The organism is Flavobacterium sp. GQ95 (assembly GCF_059758655.1).
Genome location: NZ_JCAXEB010000003.1, coordinates 211,381 through 227,997, shown reverse-complemented (window position 1 = coordinate 227,997; position 16,617 = coordinate 211,381). Strand labels below are relative to the sequence as shown.

Here is a 16,617-nt window from a genome sequence, read left to right as displayed (position 1 = left end):
CTAGAAAAATAAATACTAAAGCCACTCTGTTCATTCAGAGTGGCTTTTTTTTATATAAACATTATACCTATATTTGCCGTATGGAAAAAGAACATCAAATATTTGGAATTAGAGCCATTATTGAAGCAATACAGGCAGGAAAAGAAGTTGACAAAGTATTTATACAAAAGGAAATTTCTGGTGAGTTAATGAAAGATTTAATGAAGGTGATGAAACGTGCCAACATAAATTTTTCCTACGTACCTGTTGAAAAATTAAATCGTCTAACACCAAATAATCATCAGGGTGCAGTTGCAACAATCTCTCCTATTGGTTTTATCGATTTAGAACATTTAGTTGAATCAACTATTGCATCCGGATCTAAACCATTATTTTTAATATTAGATCAGATTTCTGATGCCAGAAACTTTGGCGCCATTATCAGAACCGCAGAATGTACCGGAGTAAACGGAATTATTGTTCAAAAAGCAGGTTCCGCTCCTGTAAACGGAGACACAGTAAAGACTTCTGCCGGAGCTGTATTTAACGTTCCTATTTGTAAAGTTGAGCATATTAAAGATGCTATATTTTATTTGCAAGGATCTGGAATAAAAACTGTTGCTGCTACTGAAAAAACAGATCAAAACATATATGACATAGCTTTAAATGAACCTGTTGCAATTATCATGGGATCAGAAGACAGAGGTATCAATCCTTCAGTTCTTAAGATTGTAGATGAAAAAGCAAAGTTGCCAATGTTTGGAACAATAGGATCATTAAATGTTTCTGTGGCTTGTGGAGCATTCTTATACGAAACTGTTCGTCAAAGAAGTTAAATATCTTTGAGAATTAAGATGACGAAATAAATATTCTAATTATGAATTGATGTCTTCCAAATCTGCTCAAAACATATCATTCAAAAAGAACTGTTGTATACTTGCAATATTTACAATTGCAGGCATTAGTCATGCACAAACTAAAAAATATGGACAGTTCTGGAATGAAATACAATTTAACAGAACTATAAATGAAAAATGGTCAACTGAATTAGATCTGGCCGCCAGCTATAGTAGTACTGAATCTTCTTCAAATATTTTTCATAAAAACATTCAACGATCATTCAGAGGGTGGGGACATTATTATCTTTCACCTCGATGGAAGCTTTCTTCATTTGTGGCTTACTTCAACAATAAAGATGTTCCTGAGATAGGGCAATTCGAATCTCCCGAATGGAGATTTGCATTACAAAGTATTTATTATTTTCATAAAACCGGATATACTTTAAGTACCAGAATGAGAATGGAACTTAGACATATGAAAAATCAAGATGATGATTATGAAAATGTACTTAGATATCGTCAACAAATTAAGTACATAAAACCAATTAACAGTAAAATTTTACGAGCGAAGGTAGTCTATGCAATTGCCTCAGACGAATTATATTTTAAATCAGGAACAAAAGTAACCGGCGAAAGTTTTTTTGATCGTAATAGATTAAACCTTGGTGGCGGTTATTTATTTACAGATGATCTTCAGGTTGAATTGACCTATGCAAATGAATTTCTTCCAAGAAATAGTGGAAATCAAGTTGTAAATGCTGCCTCCCTGACTATTACATTTAATAATCTCTTCGATAATCTCAGTAAAAAGTTTCTCCACAAAAATGAGGAAGTGATAAACGAAGACTAGTCCTTACTTTCTTCTTCCTTTTTCAAAAAACAATTCAACTGATCTATTATAGCGTTTTTATGTAATTTGAAGTTATAATCACGTATAAATTCTGTTCCCTCCATATTAATTTCGGCGACGATGGCTTCAAACTTAGAAAAAGCATCTATATCTTTTTCATCCATCAAATATAAAACCTGCATGATAGAATCATTACGCATATATTGTGTATCATAATGCGTTAATTTGTATGACTTATGATCAGCCAAACGAACAATTAAATCGTCTTTTATTTTCTTGCCATCTTTTTTATCAGGAAATGGTATAGGCTGTAAAGCAATGAAATAATGTTCTTTATCGGTTACTATATTAATTTTTAGTGATTTTAATTTTGTTGTATAAAAAACAGCGGGATCAAAATAATACACCATTGTTCCATCAGCCAGCAATTTGTTCTTTATATCACATTGAGCAACCATTTTGGAACTAATTACTAATAAAATAACAACCAAAAAACTTATCTTTTTCATAGCAAATTAAGATAAAATTAGAATGTGTATAGCAAAAATAATCTTTTTAAGTCACACCAAAATATTCACACCTACCTTTTATCATCTGATTCTGATTTCGTTACAGAGTAATTAACTAATTGATCAGAACTAAAATAAAGTGAAATAAATTCTATCTCCTCTTCTTGTTTCTCTACAGGAGCAAAATTTCCATTTTCATCAAAATGCTTCATAAAAGGATCTTCTTCGGGATTAAAATCTGGTTTTTGCCAATCATAAACTATTGCTTTTTTGTATTCCGGAGTTTTATATAACAATGTCAATACAAATCCGGTGATAAAACCTGCCAGATGACCTTCCCATGAAATTGTGGCATCTACGTCTGGAAAAACATACCAAATCATTCCTCCATAAAGTAATATTACCGATAACGAAAGAGCAACTAATCTATAATAACCTGTTTGAATTCCTTTAAAGAAAATAAAACTGACTAAAACATAAATCAGACCACTTGCCCCAATATGATAATTTGCCCTGCCAATAACCCAGGTTATTAAACCAGAAAAAAGGATTCCATATAAAATAACCGAAACACACTGCTTGGGATAGAAATATTGCAATGCAGCGAGCAAGACCAAAAGAGGAATCGAATTGTTATACAAATGCCCTAAATTCTCATGAATAAAAGGACTAAACAAAACACCTTGTAAACCAGAAAAATCGCGAGGATAAATTCCGTTTTGATAAAAATCAAAATCAAATCTAATTTGAAACCAATATATTATCCATAAAAAAAGGACAAAAAATACCGGAAGACCAATAACAGCATTTGAAAATTTAAAATGGTTGTCGTTCATGTTTTTAGAATCTATAACTGAATGAACATCAAAAAACTATCCAAATACAATTTACTGATAATTTGTCAGTTACTTTATTTAATATGAACATGTTTTTATGAGTAATTAACTTTTAAAAATTTATAATTAAAATTGAAAATAGTAATTTTACAAAATGGAAGCACCGTTAGCCGAGCGTATTCGCCCACAGAAATTAGAAGATTATATTAGTCAAAGCCATTTGGTTGGACCAAACGGATCCCTGACGCAACAAATTTCGAAAGGAATTATTCCATCTCTGATTTTCTGGGGACCTCCGGGAACCGGTAAAACCACTTTGGCACAAATTATTGCACAAGAATCTAAACGTCCATTTTATATTTTAAGTGCCATAAATTCAGGTGTAAAAGATATTCGTGATGTAATTGATAAAGCCAAACAAAGTGGAGGATTATTTACAGCTAAAAACCCAATTTTATTTATTGATGAGATTCATCGATTCAGCAAATCACAACAAGATTCCCTATTGGCAGCAGTAGAAAAAGGCTGGATCACCTTAATTGGGGCTACAACTGAAAATCCGAGTTTTGAAGTTATTCCCGCACTATTGTCTCGTTGCCAGGTTTATGTATTAAACGCTTTTACAAAAGCAGATCTCGAAGCCTTATTACATCGTGCGATGAAAACTGACACCGAATTAGCTTCGAAAAATATTATATTAAAAGAAACAGAGGCTTTATTACGACTTTCTGGCGGAGACGGCCGAAAGCTTCTTAACATATTCGAATTAGTTGTCAATGCTTCTGCAGATGATGAAATCATTATTACAAACGATCGCGTTTTTGAATTGGTTCAACAAAATACGGTTCTATATGACAAAAGCGGCGAACAGCATTATGACATCGTTTCTGCTTTTATAAAATCTATTCGCGGAAGTGATCCTAACGGAGCAGTCTATTGGTTAGCCCGAATGATTGAAGGCGGTGAAGATGTAAAATTTATTGCAAGAAGAATGCTTATTTTATCAAGTGAAGATATTGGAAATGCGAATCCAACTGCCTTTATTATGGCTAATAATACCTTTCAGGCTGTCACCACTATCGGCTATCCTGAAAGTCGCATTATTTTGAGTCAATGTGCTATTTACCTTGCTACTTCTCCAAAAAGTAATGCTTCATATATGGCCATCGGAAATGCGCAACAACTAGTTAAGCAGACTGGAGATTTACCCGTGCCAATTCATTTAAGAAACGCACCAACCAAACTTATGAAGGAATTGGGGTATGGTGATGATTATAAGTATTCGCACGATTATGCCAATAATTTTGCAGAACAGGAATTTTTACCCGATGCCATAAAAAAAACGGTTCTTTATAATCCTGGAAACAATTCTAGAGAGAACAGTAACCGCGAATTTTTAAAGAACCGTTGGAAAGATAAATATGGTTATTAAAACCTTATTTTATGTTTTAGAATTTAACTACAACTTTTTCAGATACTAATTTATCATTTTGATAATATTCAAAAAACCATTGATTGTCTTTTGCATTCAATGTACCCTGTACCCCATCTTTTATAGCTATAAATGAATCTGGACGAGATGTTTTTAGCAATTTCATTACCACTTTTGGTGTTTTGTCAATCAATTGATATCCATTTTCTGTTGGCTGAGCATATAACAAATTTGGATCAGAAACATCTGCAACCGGAGTAGCAACTGTTGCTGTAGGTGTTACTACTGATGCTGTTGTTGCCGGAGTCATAACTGCTACTGCTGCCGGGTTCATAGCTCCGGTTCCAACTCTGTTACCAGTTGGTGAAACAGTTTTACCGCTGTATTTGTAATGTAAAGCCGTTACAGATATAAATGCCATATTAAGGCTTTCTCTGTATGCAGCTTCATAATCTTTTTCTTTGCTTTTTCCGACTTCAGAAGTATAAACCACTTTTCCATAACAATCTTTAAACTCTATAAAAAGTTTCGTTACCAAAAAAGCATTATCTTTTTTTACATCAATATACAAAAGCTGACAACGATCGCTAAATTCAGCAGGGATATCTTCATTTGCATAAAAGGCTTGAAAGCCAGCTTTATTTAAATTAGATTTAGTGACTGTAGCCATTCTATATTGATTTTCAGATTTTAGAAAATCGTACTTCAAAGGCACAATAACAGCTTTATAATCATTAATAGATTGTGCAAATCCTATAACCGAGCAAAAAAGTGTAACTAATAATAATTTAATTTTCATCTCTACAAATATTTTTTAAGTTCTAATAAATGGTTTATTTGTTTAATATTATCCGGAGCTTCTATTTTCTTTTCATTAAAAAAAATAGCATCCAAACCTGCATTCAGTGCTCCATTAACATCAGCATCAAGACAGTCTCCAATCATAATACTATTTTCTTTTGAAGCCTTAGCCGAATTAACAGCATAATCAAAGATAATACTATTTGGCTTTTTTACACCCGCCAATTCTGAATTTGTTATTGTATTGAAATAACCTGCAAGCAAAGCATTATTAATCTTTCTTTCCTGAACATTCGCAAAACCGTTGGTAATAATGTGGAGTTTATACTTTGGTTTTAGATATTCTAATACTTCGATTGCGCCATCAAAAAGATGATTGTTATCCGTTAAATATTCGATATAATCATTTGCAATTTCATTGATATTTTCATCTGAGATTTCAACATTTAAAGCATCAAAAGAAAACTTTAATCTGTTGTAGCGAAGTTCTATGTGTGTTATCTGATCATTTTGATATAGCTTCCAGCAAGCTTGATTGATCGGAGCATATTTCTCAATAAAATCTTCGATTCTAATTTCTGGAAATTTACTTTTAAAAATTCGATCAAAAGCCATTTCTGAATTTTTATCAAAATCCCAAAGTGTATGATCTAAATCGAAAAAAACGTCTGTAATTGTGGTATTCATAATCTAAAAAATTCCTTCATCTACAAAACTATAATATTTTGTTTCAGTAATAATCAAATGGTCCAAAACTTTAACATCTAAACTATCACCTGCCTGTTTGATTTTTTTAGTAATTTTTCGATCAGCTTCACTTGGCTGTAAATTTCCTGAAGGATGATTATGACACAAAATCAAGCTAGTAGCTCCGTTTTCAAGAGCCAATTTAAAAACCAGCCTAACATCGACAATCGTTCCGACAATCCCACCTTTGCTTAGTTGTGATTTAGAAATTACTTTGTTAGAATTATTCAGAAAAAGTACCCAAAATTCCTCATGAGCTAATTCACCAATTATAGGCTGCATGATCTCGAATACTAATTTACTCGATGTAATTTTAATCAGTTCAACAGCCTCTTCTGCTCTTCGGCGGCGGCCAAGTTCTAAAGCCGAAATAATAGTAATTGCCTTGGCCTCCCCTATTCCTTTAAAATTCATTAACTGCGAAATGGACATTTTTCCTAAAACATTTAAATTATCTGCGCTGGCTAAAATTCTTTTACTTAAATCTACAGCAGATTCGTTTCGGCTTCCTGAGCCAATCAAGATTGCGATCAATTCTGCATCGCTTAAAGCACTTTTGCCTTTGAGCATTAATTTTTCACGTGGACGATCGTCTTCAGACCAGTTCGTAATGGGAAAATGAGTAGTTTCCATAATTCTAAATAATAGATTTACGCATACAGACACTATTTGTAAAACCTATATAAGGTTCGTAGTTTTCTACAATTTCAAAACCAACTTTTTGATAAAGATTAATTGCTTCGTTTTGTTTGTATAATGTTTCTAAAATCATCGTTTTAAAACCTTGCTTTCTTGCTTCGGTTTCTAATTCTTTAATAACCAACTGCGCCAATCCAAAGCCTCTTGCTTCTGGAGAGACAAACATACGTTTTAACTCCACAGCCCATTTGTCATATTTTTTGAAACAGCCGCATGCAGAGGCTTTCCCGTCCAGATAAACAAGGAAAACATTATCATTAAAAACTTCAATTATGTTATTACTCCAATACTCTTGTTTTAATTCTGGATAACGATCCCATAAATATGCATCAAAAGTTTCTATTAAAAGTAAAAAGTCGGGATTTCTGTTAGTTGTTTTTACAACTTCTAATTTTGCATTCATATAAAATATCTATCTGGCTAAACTACACAAAAAACAAGAAAAATCATTCAAAAAAAAATCAATTCTTATTGAAAAATATATTCTAAATTTAAAGAAAAAAGATGAAATATATTTCTCTTCTATTGCTTGTGCTATTATCCTATTCTTGCCAGGAAAAAGGCAGAAAGGGAATTGCTACGTTTTCAGCCAGTCAAATCTCAAAAACCTTTGAAGAAAAATTATCAGATGCGGCGATTTCAATTATTGATCCATCAATAGATTATGATCCTGCTTATTTTTCAATTAAATATCCAAATGGTGATATTCCAAAAAATAAAGGGGTTTGTACCGATGTGATCATTCGTTCTTATCGAAAATTAGGTATTGATTTACAGAAAGAAGTTCATGAAGATATGATTTCCAACTTCTCTCAATATCCGAATTTAGAAAAATGGGGCATGACGAAAACTGATACTAATATTGACCACAGAAGAGTTCCGAATTTAGAAGTGTTTTTTGAAAGAAAAGGAACCAAACTGCCCGTAACACAAAATGCAAAAGATTATAAAACTGGCGAAATGGTAACCTGGATGATTAATAATAAATTGCCTCACATCGGAATTATTACCAATAAAAAATCAAAAGACGGACAACGAAATTTGATCGTACATAATGTTGGAGGCGGACAAGTTCTTGAAGATTGTTTATTCGAATATAAAATCGTCGGACATTATAGTTATACAAATTAAATTAGATAATTAGATAATTTTAAAAAAAATGCCGACTGCATAAACGCAATCGGCACATTATCTAATTTTCTAATTGACACATTATCTAATTAATCAAGCCTTTAACTTCATCAAAATTCAAACCTCCATAATTTCCTGAACTCATCAATAAAAGTGCAGAATTTTCAAGGTCTAAATTAAATAAATATTCTTTGAATTCATTTGGATTCGTGTAAATAATCAGATCTTCTCTATTGAAAGAATTAGCGATTTGTTCGTACGTTACTTCTTCCAATTGTTTAATTTTTACAGCATCCGGAGAATAGAAAACTACAGCAACATCTGCATATTCTAACGCACCTTCATATTCCTTTAAAAATTCGGCATTTAAACTGCTATACGTATGCAACTCTAAACAGGCTACTAAAGTCCTATTTGGATATTGTTCTTTTACTGCTTTTGTTGTGGCTGCAACTTTACTTGGCGAATGCGCAAAGTCTTTATAAGCTACTTTCCCTTTTCCTTCTGCAATTTTTTCTAATCGTTTTGAAGCTCCTTTAAAACTTGCAATTGCTTCATAAAAATCGGCTTCGTCAACGCCCATATTTTGGCAGATCCATTTAGCTCCAGCTAAATTATTTAAGTTATGCGCTCCAAAAACTTCGATTGGCATATCGCCTTCGGGAGTTTTTAATAAGGTCACACCATCACTTACTGTATATTCGGGAGTATGATAAGATAATTTACGAATCGGATTTGTTGCTGCTTCGGCAACACGTTTAACTTCAGGATCATTTTCGTTATAAACTAGAATTCCGCCATTCGTAATTTTTTGAATGAAAATTTCAAATTGCTCTACATAATTTTCATACGTTGGGAACACATTAATATGATCCCATGCAATTCCTGAAATTAAAGCAATGTTAGGCTGATACAAATGAAATTTTGGTCGTCTGTCGATCGGAGAAGATAAGTATTCATCACCTTCCAAAACCATGAAATCATTTTCTTCTGTAAGATGTACCATGGTATCAAAACCTTCTAACTGTGCTCCTACCATATAATCAACTTCAATATTATGATAATGCATTACGTGCAAAATCATCGAAGTAATTGTTGTTTTTCCGTGTGATCCTCCAATTACAACACGTGTTTTATTTTTAGACTGCTCATACAAAAATTCCGGATACGAATAAATTTTCAATCCTAATTCTTGTGCTTTTAATAATTCCGGATTATCCGCTTTAGCGTGCATTCCAAGAATTACAGCTTCAATATCAGCAGTAATTTTTTCAGGAAACCAACCCAATTCAGCCGGTAAAATTCCTTTTTTTTCTAATCTTGATTTTGAAGGTTCAAAAATAGCGTCGTCACTTCCTGTAACCTTATATCCTTTGTTATGCAATGCCAATGCTAAGTTGTGCATGGCACTTCCGCCTATAGCGATGAAATGTGTTTTCATTTAAAATTCCAATTTTTTAAGTTCCAAATTCCAAATTTAGATGGAATTTAATTTTGAAGTTTTCAATTATGCTTCAAATTTTCGTTTCAATTCCTGTGCTTTTTTAGCATCTTTTAATTTGTTCAAATATAAATTATATAATTTTTGAAAAGTGACTTTTGATTTACCAATTTCATTTGCTTTTATATAATTTTTTTCCGCTGATGCATATCTTTTAAAGTATTCGTCAATTCTTCCTTTTGACATATATCCATCAACTGGAGAAATTTGCATTAATTCATTAGAATATCCAATTGCCTTCGATTCACTTCCACCCAAAATTCCCGGCAATTGTAAGTAGATCTCAATCAAAGCCCATCTTGCGGGAATGTGTTTTGGATTTAGAATTATTGCTTTTTCGAATGCCTGTTTCATGTCGTCTACCATTCCGAAAGCTTTTAATTTGTTCACTTCCATGGCTCGCATTGCCAGACAACCTCCATATTTATAAAAATAATCTGCTTCTGTATGTTTTAGCTCTTTCAGTTTTTTGTAATATTCTGCTCCTTTTACCCAGGCTTTTTGATGCGCGGCAATGTCTCCTAAATATTCGAGTGTTTTTATATCTGAAGGCTTGGCTTTTAAAACTCCTTCAAAAATAACTTGTGCCTCGTCATATTTTTTAGCGTGAAATAATTTTTCGCCTTTCTCAAAATTCGATTGTGACCAAATTAAAATTGGTGTGAATAAAAAAAGAAACAGGAGCTTTTTCATATTTCAAAAATAGCGAAATATAAAATGCATTATTTGGTTTTAGAGATAAATTAGTAATTTGTACGAAAATTATTTAAACACTTTCCCAACCTTTACTAAAAAACAATACTCTATATACCAAAACTGACTTATGAAAAATATCTTATTTGTTTTCTTATTGTTCACCACAGCCTTATTTGCACAACAAACGGACAAGAAATGGGCTAAAGTTGCATCCTATGAAAATGACGGTAAAATAAAATCGGCTAGCAAGATTGTTGACCAAATTTACAAGAAAGCAGTAAATAGAAAAGACGAAGTGCTAATGATAAAATGCTTTTTTTATCAATCAAAATATCTTCAGGTTGTTGATGAAAATGCAAAGAAAAAAATCTTAACCAATTTAAAAACTGATATCAATCGGGTTTCAATTCCATCAAAAGCAATTTTGAATTTAGTTTATGCAAAATGTCTGAATAATTATTCTAATTATGATTATGATTACGCTGTTATGGTTGTAGATAGTGCAGCCGCAGTTGTGGACGAAGCTGCGTATATGGCGTCGGATAGTGTCGAAGTTCCTTCGTCTGAGGATTTTAAAATTAATCCACCAAGTGAAATTACTCATGAAGAGGAAGTCATTGCCGTTTTCGAAAAAACATTAGAAAATGAAGCAATTCTAAAAGCAACGCCTTTAACAAACTATCAATCTATATTCGAATTTTTAAGTATAATAAAACTACAAAACGAAAACTTATATGATTATCTGCTAAAAGAAAATATCGAGTTTTTTACCCAAAAAATACAGAGATGGCAAATTCAAAATAGTGAAATAACGGTACATAAAAAAGAACTTTTAGGAAGTTCAGAAGCATTTTTGAAACTTGACTTAAGTTTTATAAAAGATGAAAATCTTAGAAAAGTTATTTCTCTATATCAAAAGTTAGAGATAAGTAATCCTTCTTTAGAAAATCAATTTAACCGAATTATATTTTGCAGTGATTTTATACCAGAACCTAATGATGATTTAATGAAGTACTTAAATGAACTTCAACAACAGACCAATGAAACAATTCTAACTCAAAAAATTCTGCTAAAAAAAGCTGAACTTCTTCTTACTCAAGCTTCAAAGGAATTACATCCCGATTATAAAATTGAGGCTGTAAAAATATATGACCAAATTATCAAGATCAACGATAAAACCAATGCAGCTCAAAGCGCTTTACAGAAAAAACAAAACGTTGTTTCTAAATCAGTAGGTGTTCGCCTTCAAAAATACAGTTATAATAAAGAAAACACCAGAGCTTTTATCAATTATAAAAATATAGATAACTTAAAAATATCATTTTACAAAATATATCAAAAAACACTCAGAAAATTTTCAGACTCAGAATTAATCTATAAACAAGATAGTTTAACTGCCATAGTTGTAAAAACCCGGAGTAAAATTGCCACTAAAGATTATCAGCTTCAAAATAAAAATGATCATTTTGAATATACAACAGAGGTTTTGCTGCCACAGTTAGAAACAGGAAGTTATTTAGTTTATTTTGAAAGCGATTCGGGATTAAAAGACAAAAAAGCTTTTGCATATGAAACTATGACAGTTTCTAACTTAAGTATTCTGGCATCTCAAGGCGACAATAGAGAAAACTTTCAAATTCTTGATCGAAAAACAGGTAAACCTCTTGAAAATGTATCCATAAAATCATCCAATTATACAATTAAAACAGATTCAAACGGATTAGCCTCTTATGTTGGAAGCAAAAACCATTCTTATAATGATCACATTGAGTTTTCTTTAGAGAATGACACTATTTCACCAAACCGAAATTATATTCGCTATACTCAGCCATATACTGCCAACGAAAACAAAACCTTAAACGCTAAAGTCGAATTTTATTTGGATCGGGCTATATATCGTCCGGGACAAACTGTTTATTACAAAGGAATTGCATTTCAAAAGCAAGAAAATAAAACAAGCATTGTTGCCAATACTTCTTTCAAAATAATAGTTAAAGATGCTAATTCTCAAAATTTCAAAGAATTTGAAGTTACCTCAAATGAATTTGGTTCATTTTCAGGAGAATTCGTTTTGCCAAAAAATGGCGTAACTGGCACTTTCTATATTTTTGCAGGAAAACCTGAAGATTATACAAAAGGAGATATTTACATAAAAAAGAAACCAAATGAATCATTCTGGAAAGCTGCAATACTTGAATTTCATGAAACTTATTTTAGAGTTGAAGAATACAAACGCCCAAAATTTAAAGTAGATTTTGATCCTAAAAAAGAAAGCTTTCAGGTAAATCAGTCGATTAAAGTAAAAGGAACAGCAAAAGCATTTGCAGGAAGCAATATTTCTGACGTAAAAGTGACTTACACCGTTAATCGATTCACAAGTTATTTTAGAAATTATTACGGACAGGAACAAAATGAAACTATTGCAACAGGCGAAACCAAAACAGATGCCTCAGGGAAATTTGCAATTGAATTTCTAGCCGAACCTTCAAAAAATGCAATAAAAGAACAATTGCCTGTTTTTAATTACAGAATAACGGCTGATGTTACAGATATCAATGGAGAAACCCACACCTCAGAAACAATCATAAAAGTAGGTTATCATGATTTGATTATCAATGCAAGTATTCCCAATCGTATTGAAACTAAAAACAAGAATGAAATCACCCTCACAAGTTCCAACTTAAACGGAGAATTTTTAGCTGCTAAAGGCGAAATTAAATTGTATTTCGTTGCTCCATTTAGGAATAAATTCAAAGAGCAAGTTTGGCCAAAACCAGAAATCGAAACTATTTCTGACCCTGATTTTGAACGATTGTTTCCTTATGAAATCCGAGAAATTAAAACTAATAAAACAAATGAAACTTTATTATTTTCAAAGAAAATAGATACTGAAAAAGATAAAAAAATCACTTTAGATTTTATTTCAAATTATAAATCCGGAAATTATAAAATTGTTTTTTCTGCAAAAGATACTTTTAATAACCCTATAGAATCTGTTTCAACTTTTGAAATCAAACAGAGTAAAGACAAGTTTGATCCAGGTAAATTATTTACTGCAGAACAAATTAATAGTGATCCTAAAAAAGACGGTTTTGTCGAAGTCAAACTTTCTTCCGTAATTCCAGATCTTTATATCACTACAAACGGAAACTATGGGAATCAAATCTATTTTGAAAATACGTATCATTTACAAAACAATGAAATAACAGTCAAAATTCCGCTAAAAAAAGAATTTGAAAAATCGGTACGTTTGGGATTTCAAAGCATTTTTGAGAATGAAGTTTTTAATGATGAAATAGATGTTCCTTTAAAAACAACGGAATCTAAACTAGAGTTGATTGTTGAAAGTTTTAGAAGTAAGATAGAACCTGGAAGTAAAGAAAATTGGTCATTTACACTAAAATCAATCAACGCAAAAATTGAGGCCGAAGTGTTAGCCTCTATGTATGACAGTTCTTTAGATCAGTTTACAAAAAGAGATTGGAATATTTTAAATATAAATAATTATCGTTACAACTCCTCCAATCTTAAATCTGGTTTAGGTTTTGAAAAAATAAATACTACATTGGAAGACCTGAATGAAGAACTGCCAATTGGTAAATTCTATAAAGAAGAAACAAAATTAAATTGGTTTGGTTTCGACTTTTACAATAGCCGATATGGAGATTCACTTGGTTTAACAATAACTGAAATTAAAGATAAAAAATTAGGAAGTGAAACTATTAAAGGAGATCCTGATGCTGTTTTAACTGTTGACAGTCCCGTTGGCGCTGGAACTGCCGCTGCAGTAGTTGAGGAAGATAATCAAGTTTATAATACGGCAGCAGCACCCAAAGCAGACAGTGTTCGATTTGTAAAACCTGTGGTAGCCAAAGCTTCAGAAACTACAGATGATCCTGAATACTATTTCCAAACCAATAAAGTAAAATTTATCCCTGGGAAGAAAATTATAAGCGGCATGACCTCAATGGTAGTTGATGGATCAACTCTATATATAATTGATGGAGAAATATCCTCTGAAAGTAATTTCAAAAAGATAAATCCTGATGATCTTGTAGACATAGAATTTTTAACTGGAGTTAAAGCCACAGCACTTTATGGAAGCAGAGCAGCAAACGGTGTAATAATCATTACAACCAAAAAATCCTTAGAAGCCTTAACCCAGGTAAAAGCGAGAAAAAACCTTTCTGAAACTGCTTTCTTTTTACCTAATTTAAAAACCGATGCCACCGGAAAAGTAAGCTTCAATTTTACTTCTCCAGAAGCTTTAACCGCCTGGAAACTTCGTTTATTGGCACACAACAAAGATGCTGTTTCAGGTTATTTGGAAAAAAGCGTTGTAACTCAAAAAGAATTGATGGTATTACCGAATTTCCCACGTTTCTTAAGAGAAAAAGACACCATTGTTATCTCGGCTAAGATTTCAAATATTACCGATAAAGCCAAAACCGGAATCGCCATTTTACAATTCTTTGATGCCACAACAATGCAGCCAATTGATGCAAAAATGCTGAACACAAAAAATATTCGAAATTTTAATGTTGGCGCTTTCGGAAATACAACCGCAACCTGGACCATTTCAATTCCCGAAGGTTTGCAAGGCGTTCAATATAAAATTTTAGCAAAGTCCGGTAATTTCTCTGATGGGGAAGAAAACATACTTCCGGTATTAACAAACAATATGTTGGTTACAGAAAGTATTCCGATTTGGGTTCGTGAGAATTCAACGAAAGAGTATACGTTTGAGAATCTAAAAAACAATACTTCTTCGACTTTAAAAAACCATCAATTTACATTGGAGTATACTTCCAATCCCACCTGGATTGCGATTCAGTCTTTGCCTTATTTAATGGAATACGAACATGAATGCGCTGAACAAACTTTTGCTCGTTTTTATGCCAATGCTTTGGCTTCAGAAATTATTTCGAGTAATCCGAAGATTGCAACTGTTTTTGAAGATTGGAGAAAAAATGGAAAACTGAATTCTAAATTAGAAGAAAACGAAGAATTAAAATCGATTATTCTGGCAGAAACACCTTGGCTAAATGACGCACAAAGTGAGGACGAAAAGAAAAAGAATTTGGCCCTTTTATTTGATTTGGAGAAAATGAAAACTTCGCGAGAAGCTACTTTCGAAAAATTGAAACAAAAGCAAAAAACATCCGGAGGTTTCGCGTGGTTTAACGGAGGCGACGAAAACGAATACATAACCCGACATATCCTGGCTGGATTCGGTCATTTATCCAAACTGAATAAAACGGAAGATACCAACACAAAAATTGATGCAATTGCCAAAACGGGAATTCCATTTTTGGATAATAAATTCCTGGAATATTATAAAGGTCAAACTAAAAACTTAAAAACAACTGATAAACTAATATGGATCAATCCGTATTCTGATTTGCATTATTTATATACTAGAAGCTTCTATTTAGACCGATATCCGCTCTCAGATACTTTAAAAAAGGCAACTAAATTGTATTTAGAGACAACTAAAAAAGATTGGTTAACGTATTCTCTTTACGAAAAAGGATTAGCTGCATTAGCTTTAAATCGTTTTGGAGAAAATGAATTGGCAAAGAAAATTATAGAAAGTTTAAAAGAAACTTCATCCAATAATGAAGATTGGGGAATGTACTGGATTGCGAACAAATCTGGCTGGTATTGGTATCAGGCGCCAATTGAAACTCAGGCTTTATTGATTGAGGCTTTCGCCGAAGTGACGCACGATACCAAATCGGTTGATGCGATGAAAGTCTGGTTGTTAAAAAACAAACAGACCAAAAACTGGCCTACTACAAAATCAACCACGGAAGCCATTTATGCTTTATTAATGCAAGGCAACGATTGGCTTTCTGTAAAAGACAATACAATCATTAAAATAGGAGATGAAAAAATCCTAACCAAAAAGTTATCTGAAAACCAAAAAGAAGCCGAAACCGGTTACATCAAAATGAACTGGAAAGCTGATGAAGTTAAAAAAGAAATGGCCAATATTTCGATTCAGAACAAATCTAAAGTTCCGGGTTTTGGCGGTGTTTATTGGCAGTATTTTGAAGATTTGGATAAAATCAAAACGAATTCTGGAGCTGTTTTATCTGTTTCGAAAGAATTATATCTAAAAAAGAATTCTATGAAAGGGGATCAGTTAGAAAGAATCACCTCTAAAAATCCATTAAAAACTGGAGATTTAGTTACCGTTCGATTGATTATTACTTCTAAAGAAGATACCGAATATGTTCACTTAAAAGATATGAGAGCTTCTTGTTTTGAACCTGTAAATGTACTTTCAGAATATCAACACAAAGATCGATTGGGTTATTATATGAGTACAAAAGATGCTGCAACACATTTCTTTTTTGACCGAATCAACAAAGGAACTTATGTTTTAGAATATGATATTAGAGTAAACAACAGCGGGGAATTCTCAAACGGAATCACAACAATTGAAAGTATGTATGCACCGGAATTTTCAAGTCATACTAAAGGGATTCGAGTAAAGGTTCAATAACAACTTTATATAAAATTCCCATAAAGAAATTCCAAATTCCAAAATATACCTTTAGATTTTCTGCCATAAAAAAACCCGATAGATTA

The 16,617-nt window shown here is 32.3% G+C and carries 13 protein-coding genes; 5 read left to right on the top strand and 8 right to left on the bottom strand.

The annotated features are described in order from the left end of the window. Nucleotides 1–80: 80 nt before the first annotated feature. Nucleotides 81–815 (top strand): 23S rRNA (guanosine(2251)-2'-O)-methyltransferase RlmB, encoded by a 735-nt coding sequence (rlmB, locus tag AC6CH4_RS08200; RefSeq protein WP_072974815.1) that lies wholly within the window; start codon nucleotides 81–83, stop codon nucleotides 813–815. A gap of 49 nt (nucleotides 816–864) precedes the next feature. Then, a complete protein-coding gene (locus tag AC6CH4_RS08195; RefSeq protein WP_498101934.1) occupies nucleotides 865–1,668 on the top strand; it encodes a DUF2490 domain-containing protein in 804 nt (267 codons plus the stop codon). On the opposite strand, the gene AC6CH4_RS08190 is transcribed toward AC6CH4_RS08195, so the two are convergent. Then, complete coding sequence (locus AC6CH4_RS08190; protein WP_498101932.1) at nucleotides 1,665–2,177, bottom strand: hypothetical protein; 513 nt, start codon at nucleotides 2,175–2,177, stop codon at nucleotides 1,665–1,667. The genes AC6CH4_RS08195 and AC6CH4_RS08190 overlap by 4 nt on opposite strands. 71 nt (nucleotides 2,178–2,248) lie before the next feature. Beyond that, on the bottom strand, nucleotides 2,249–3,013 hold the full coding sequence (locus AC6CH4_RS08185) for a rhomboid family intramembrane serine protease (RefSeq protein ID WP_498101930.1): 765 nt from the start codon (nucleotides 3,011–3,013) through the stop codon (nucleotides 2,249–2,251). Between the two features lie 154 nt (nucleotides 3,014–3,167). Here AC6CH4_RS08185 and AC6CH4_RS08180 point away from each other — a divergent pair, with 154 nt between their 5' ends. Beyond that, entirely contained in the window at nucleotides 3,168–4,445 is a 1,278-nt protein-coding gene (locus AC6CH4_RS08180; RefSeq protein WP_498101928.1) for a replication-associated recombination protein A, read from the top strand. 16 nt (nucleotides 4,446–4,461) lie between these two features. On the opposite strand, the gene AC6CH4_RS08175 is transcribed toward AC6CH4_RS08180, so the two are convergent. From AC6CH4_RS08175 to AC6CH4_RS08160, 4 genes are read right to left on the bottom strand one after another with little or no spacing between them, the layout of a single operon-like run. Then, complete coding sequence (locus AC6CH4_RS08175) at nucleotides 4,462–5,244, bottom strand: hypothetical protein (RefSeq protein ID WP_498101926.1); 783 nt, start codon at nucleotides 5,242–5,244, stop codon at nucleotides 4,462–4,464. Between the two features lie 2 nt (nucleotides 5,245–5,246). After that, on the bottom strand, nucleotides 5,247–5,933 hold the full coding sequence (locus AC6CH4_RS08170) for a YjjG family noncanonical pyrimidine nucleotidase (protein WP_498101924.1): 687 nt from the start codon (nucleotides 5,931–5,933) through the stop codon (nucleotides 5,247–5,249). 3 nt (nucleotides 5,934–5,936) lie between these two features. Continuing rightward, nucleotides 5,937–6,626 (bottom strand): RadC family protein, encoded by a 690-nt coding sequence (radC, locus tag AC6CH4_RS08165; RefSeq protein ID WP_498101922.1) that lies wholly within the window; start codon nucleotides 6,624–6,626, stop codon nucleotides 5,937–5,939. Between the two features lie 4 nt (nucleotides 6,627–6,630). Then, a complete protein-coding gene (locus AC6CH4_RS08160) occupies nucleotides 6,631–7,095 on the bottom strand; it encodes a GNAT family N-acetyltransferase (RefSeq protein WP_498101920.1) in 465 nt (154 codons plus the stop codon). 101 nt (nucleotides 7,096–7,196) lie between these two features. Between AC6CH4_RS08160 and AC6CH4_RS08155 the strand changes: the two genes are divergently transcribed. Beyond that, nucleotides 7,197–7,823 (top strand): DUF1287 domain-containing protein, encoded by a 627-nt coding sequence (locus AC6CH4_RS08155; protein ID WP_498101918.1) that lies wholly within the window; start codon nucleotides 7,197–7,199, stop codon nucleotides 7,821–7,823. A gap of 85 nt (nucleotides 7,824–7,908) precedes the next feature. Here AC6CH4_RS08155 and AC6CH4_RS08150 read toward each other — a convergent pair whose 3' ends face one another. Both AC6CH4_RS08150 and AC6CH4_RS08145 read right to left on the bottom strand, forming a co-directional pair. After that, on the bottom strand, nucleotides 7,909–9,264 hold the full coding sequence (locus AC6CH4_RS08150; RefSeq protein WP_498101916.1) for a UDP-N-acetylmuramate--L-alanine ligase: 1,356 nt from the start codon (nucleotides 9,262–9,264) through the stop codon (nucleotides 7,909–7,911). Between the two features lie 66 nt (nucleotides 9,265–9,330). After that, a complete protein-coding gene (locus AC6CH4_RS08145) occupies nucleotides 9,331–10,017 on the bottom strand; it encodes a tetratricopeptide repeat protein (protein ID WP_498101914.1) in 687 nt (228 codons plus the stop codon). A 130-nt stretch (nucleotides 10,018–10,147) separates the two neighbouring features. Here AC6CH4_RS08145 and AC6CH4_RS08140 point away from each other — a divergent pair, with 130 nt between their 5' ends. Next, complete coding sequence (locus AC6CH4_RS08140; RefSeq protein ID WP_498101912.1) at nucleotides 10,148–16,531, top strand: alpha-2-macroglobulin family protein; 6,384 nt, start codon at nucleotides 10,148–10,150, stop codon at nucleotides 16,529–16,531. Nucleotides 16,532–16,617: the final 86 nt, after the last annotated feature.

Bases quoted from the DNA above. Each gene is read 5' to 3' on its own strand.
- rlmB (WP_072974815.1), top strand. From the start codon at position 81: ATGGAAAAAGAACATCAAATATTTGGAATTAGAGCCATTATTGAAGCA.
- AC6CH4_RS08195 (WP_498101934.1), top strand. From the start codon at position 865: ATGTCTTCCAAATCTGCTCAAAACATATCATTCAAAAAGAACTGTTGT.
- AC6CH4_RS08190 (WP_498101932.1), bottom strand. From the start codon at position 2,177: ATGAAAAAGATAAGTTTTTTGGTTGTTATTTTATTAGTAATTAGTTCC.
- AC6CH4_RS08185 (WP_498101930.1), bottom strand. From the start codon at position 3,013: ATGAACGACAACCATTTTAAATTTTCAAATGCTGTTATTGGTCTTCCG.
- AC6CH4_RS08180 (WP_498101928.1), top strand. From the start codon at position 3,168: ATGGAAGCACCGTTAGCCGAGCGTATTCGCCCACAGAAATTAGAAGAT.
- AC6CH4_RS08175 (WP_498101926.1), bottom strand. From the start codon at position 5,244: ATGAAAATTAAATTATTATTAGTTACACTTTTTTGCTCGGTTATAGGA.
- AC6CH4_RS08170 (WP_498101924.1), bottom strand. From the start codon at position 5,933: ATGAATACCACAATTACAGACGTTTTTTTCGATTTAGATCATACACTT.
- radC (WP_498101922.1), bottom strand. From the start codon at position 6,626: ATGGAAACTACTCATTTTCCCATTACGAACTGGTCTGAAGACGATCGT.
- AC6CH4_RS08160 (WP_498101920.1), bottom strand. From the start codon at position 7,095: ATGAATGCAAAATTAGAAGTTGTAAAAACAACTAACAGAAATCCCGAC.
- AC6CH4_RS08155 (WP_498101918.1), top strand. From the start codon at position 7,197: ATGAAATATATTTCTCTTCTATTGCTTGTGCTATTATCCTATTCTTGC.
- AC6CH4_RS08150 (WP_498101916.1), bottom strand. From the start codon at position 9,264: ATGAAAACACATTTCATCGCTATAGGCGGAAGTGCCATGCACAACTTA.
- AC6CH4_RS08145 (WP_498101914.1), bottom strand. From the start codon at position 10,017: ATGAAAAAGCTCCTGTTTCTTTTTTTATTCACACCAATTTTAATTTGG.
- AC6CH4_RS08140 (WP_498101912.1), top strand. From the start codon at position 10,148: ATGAAAAATATCTTATTTGTTTTCTTATTGTTCACCACAGCCTTATTT.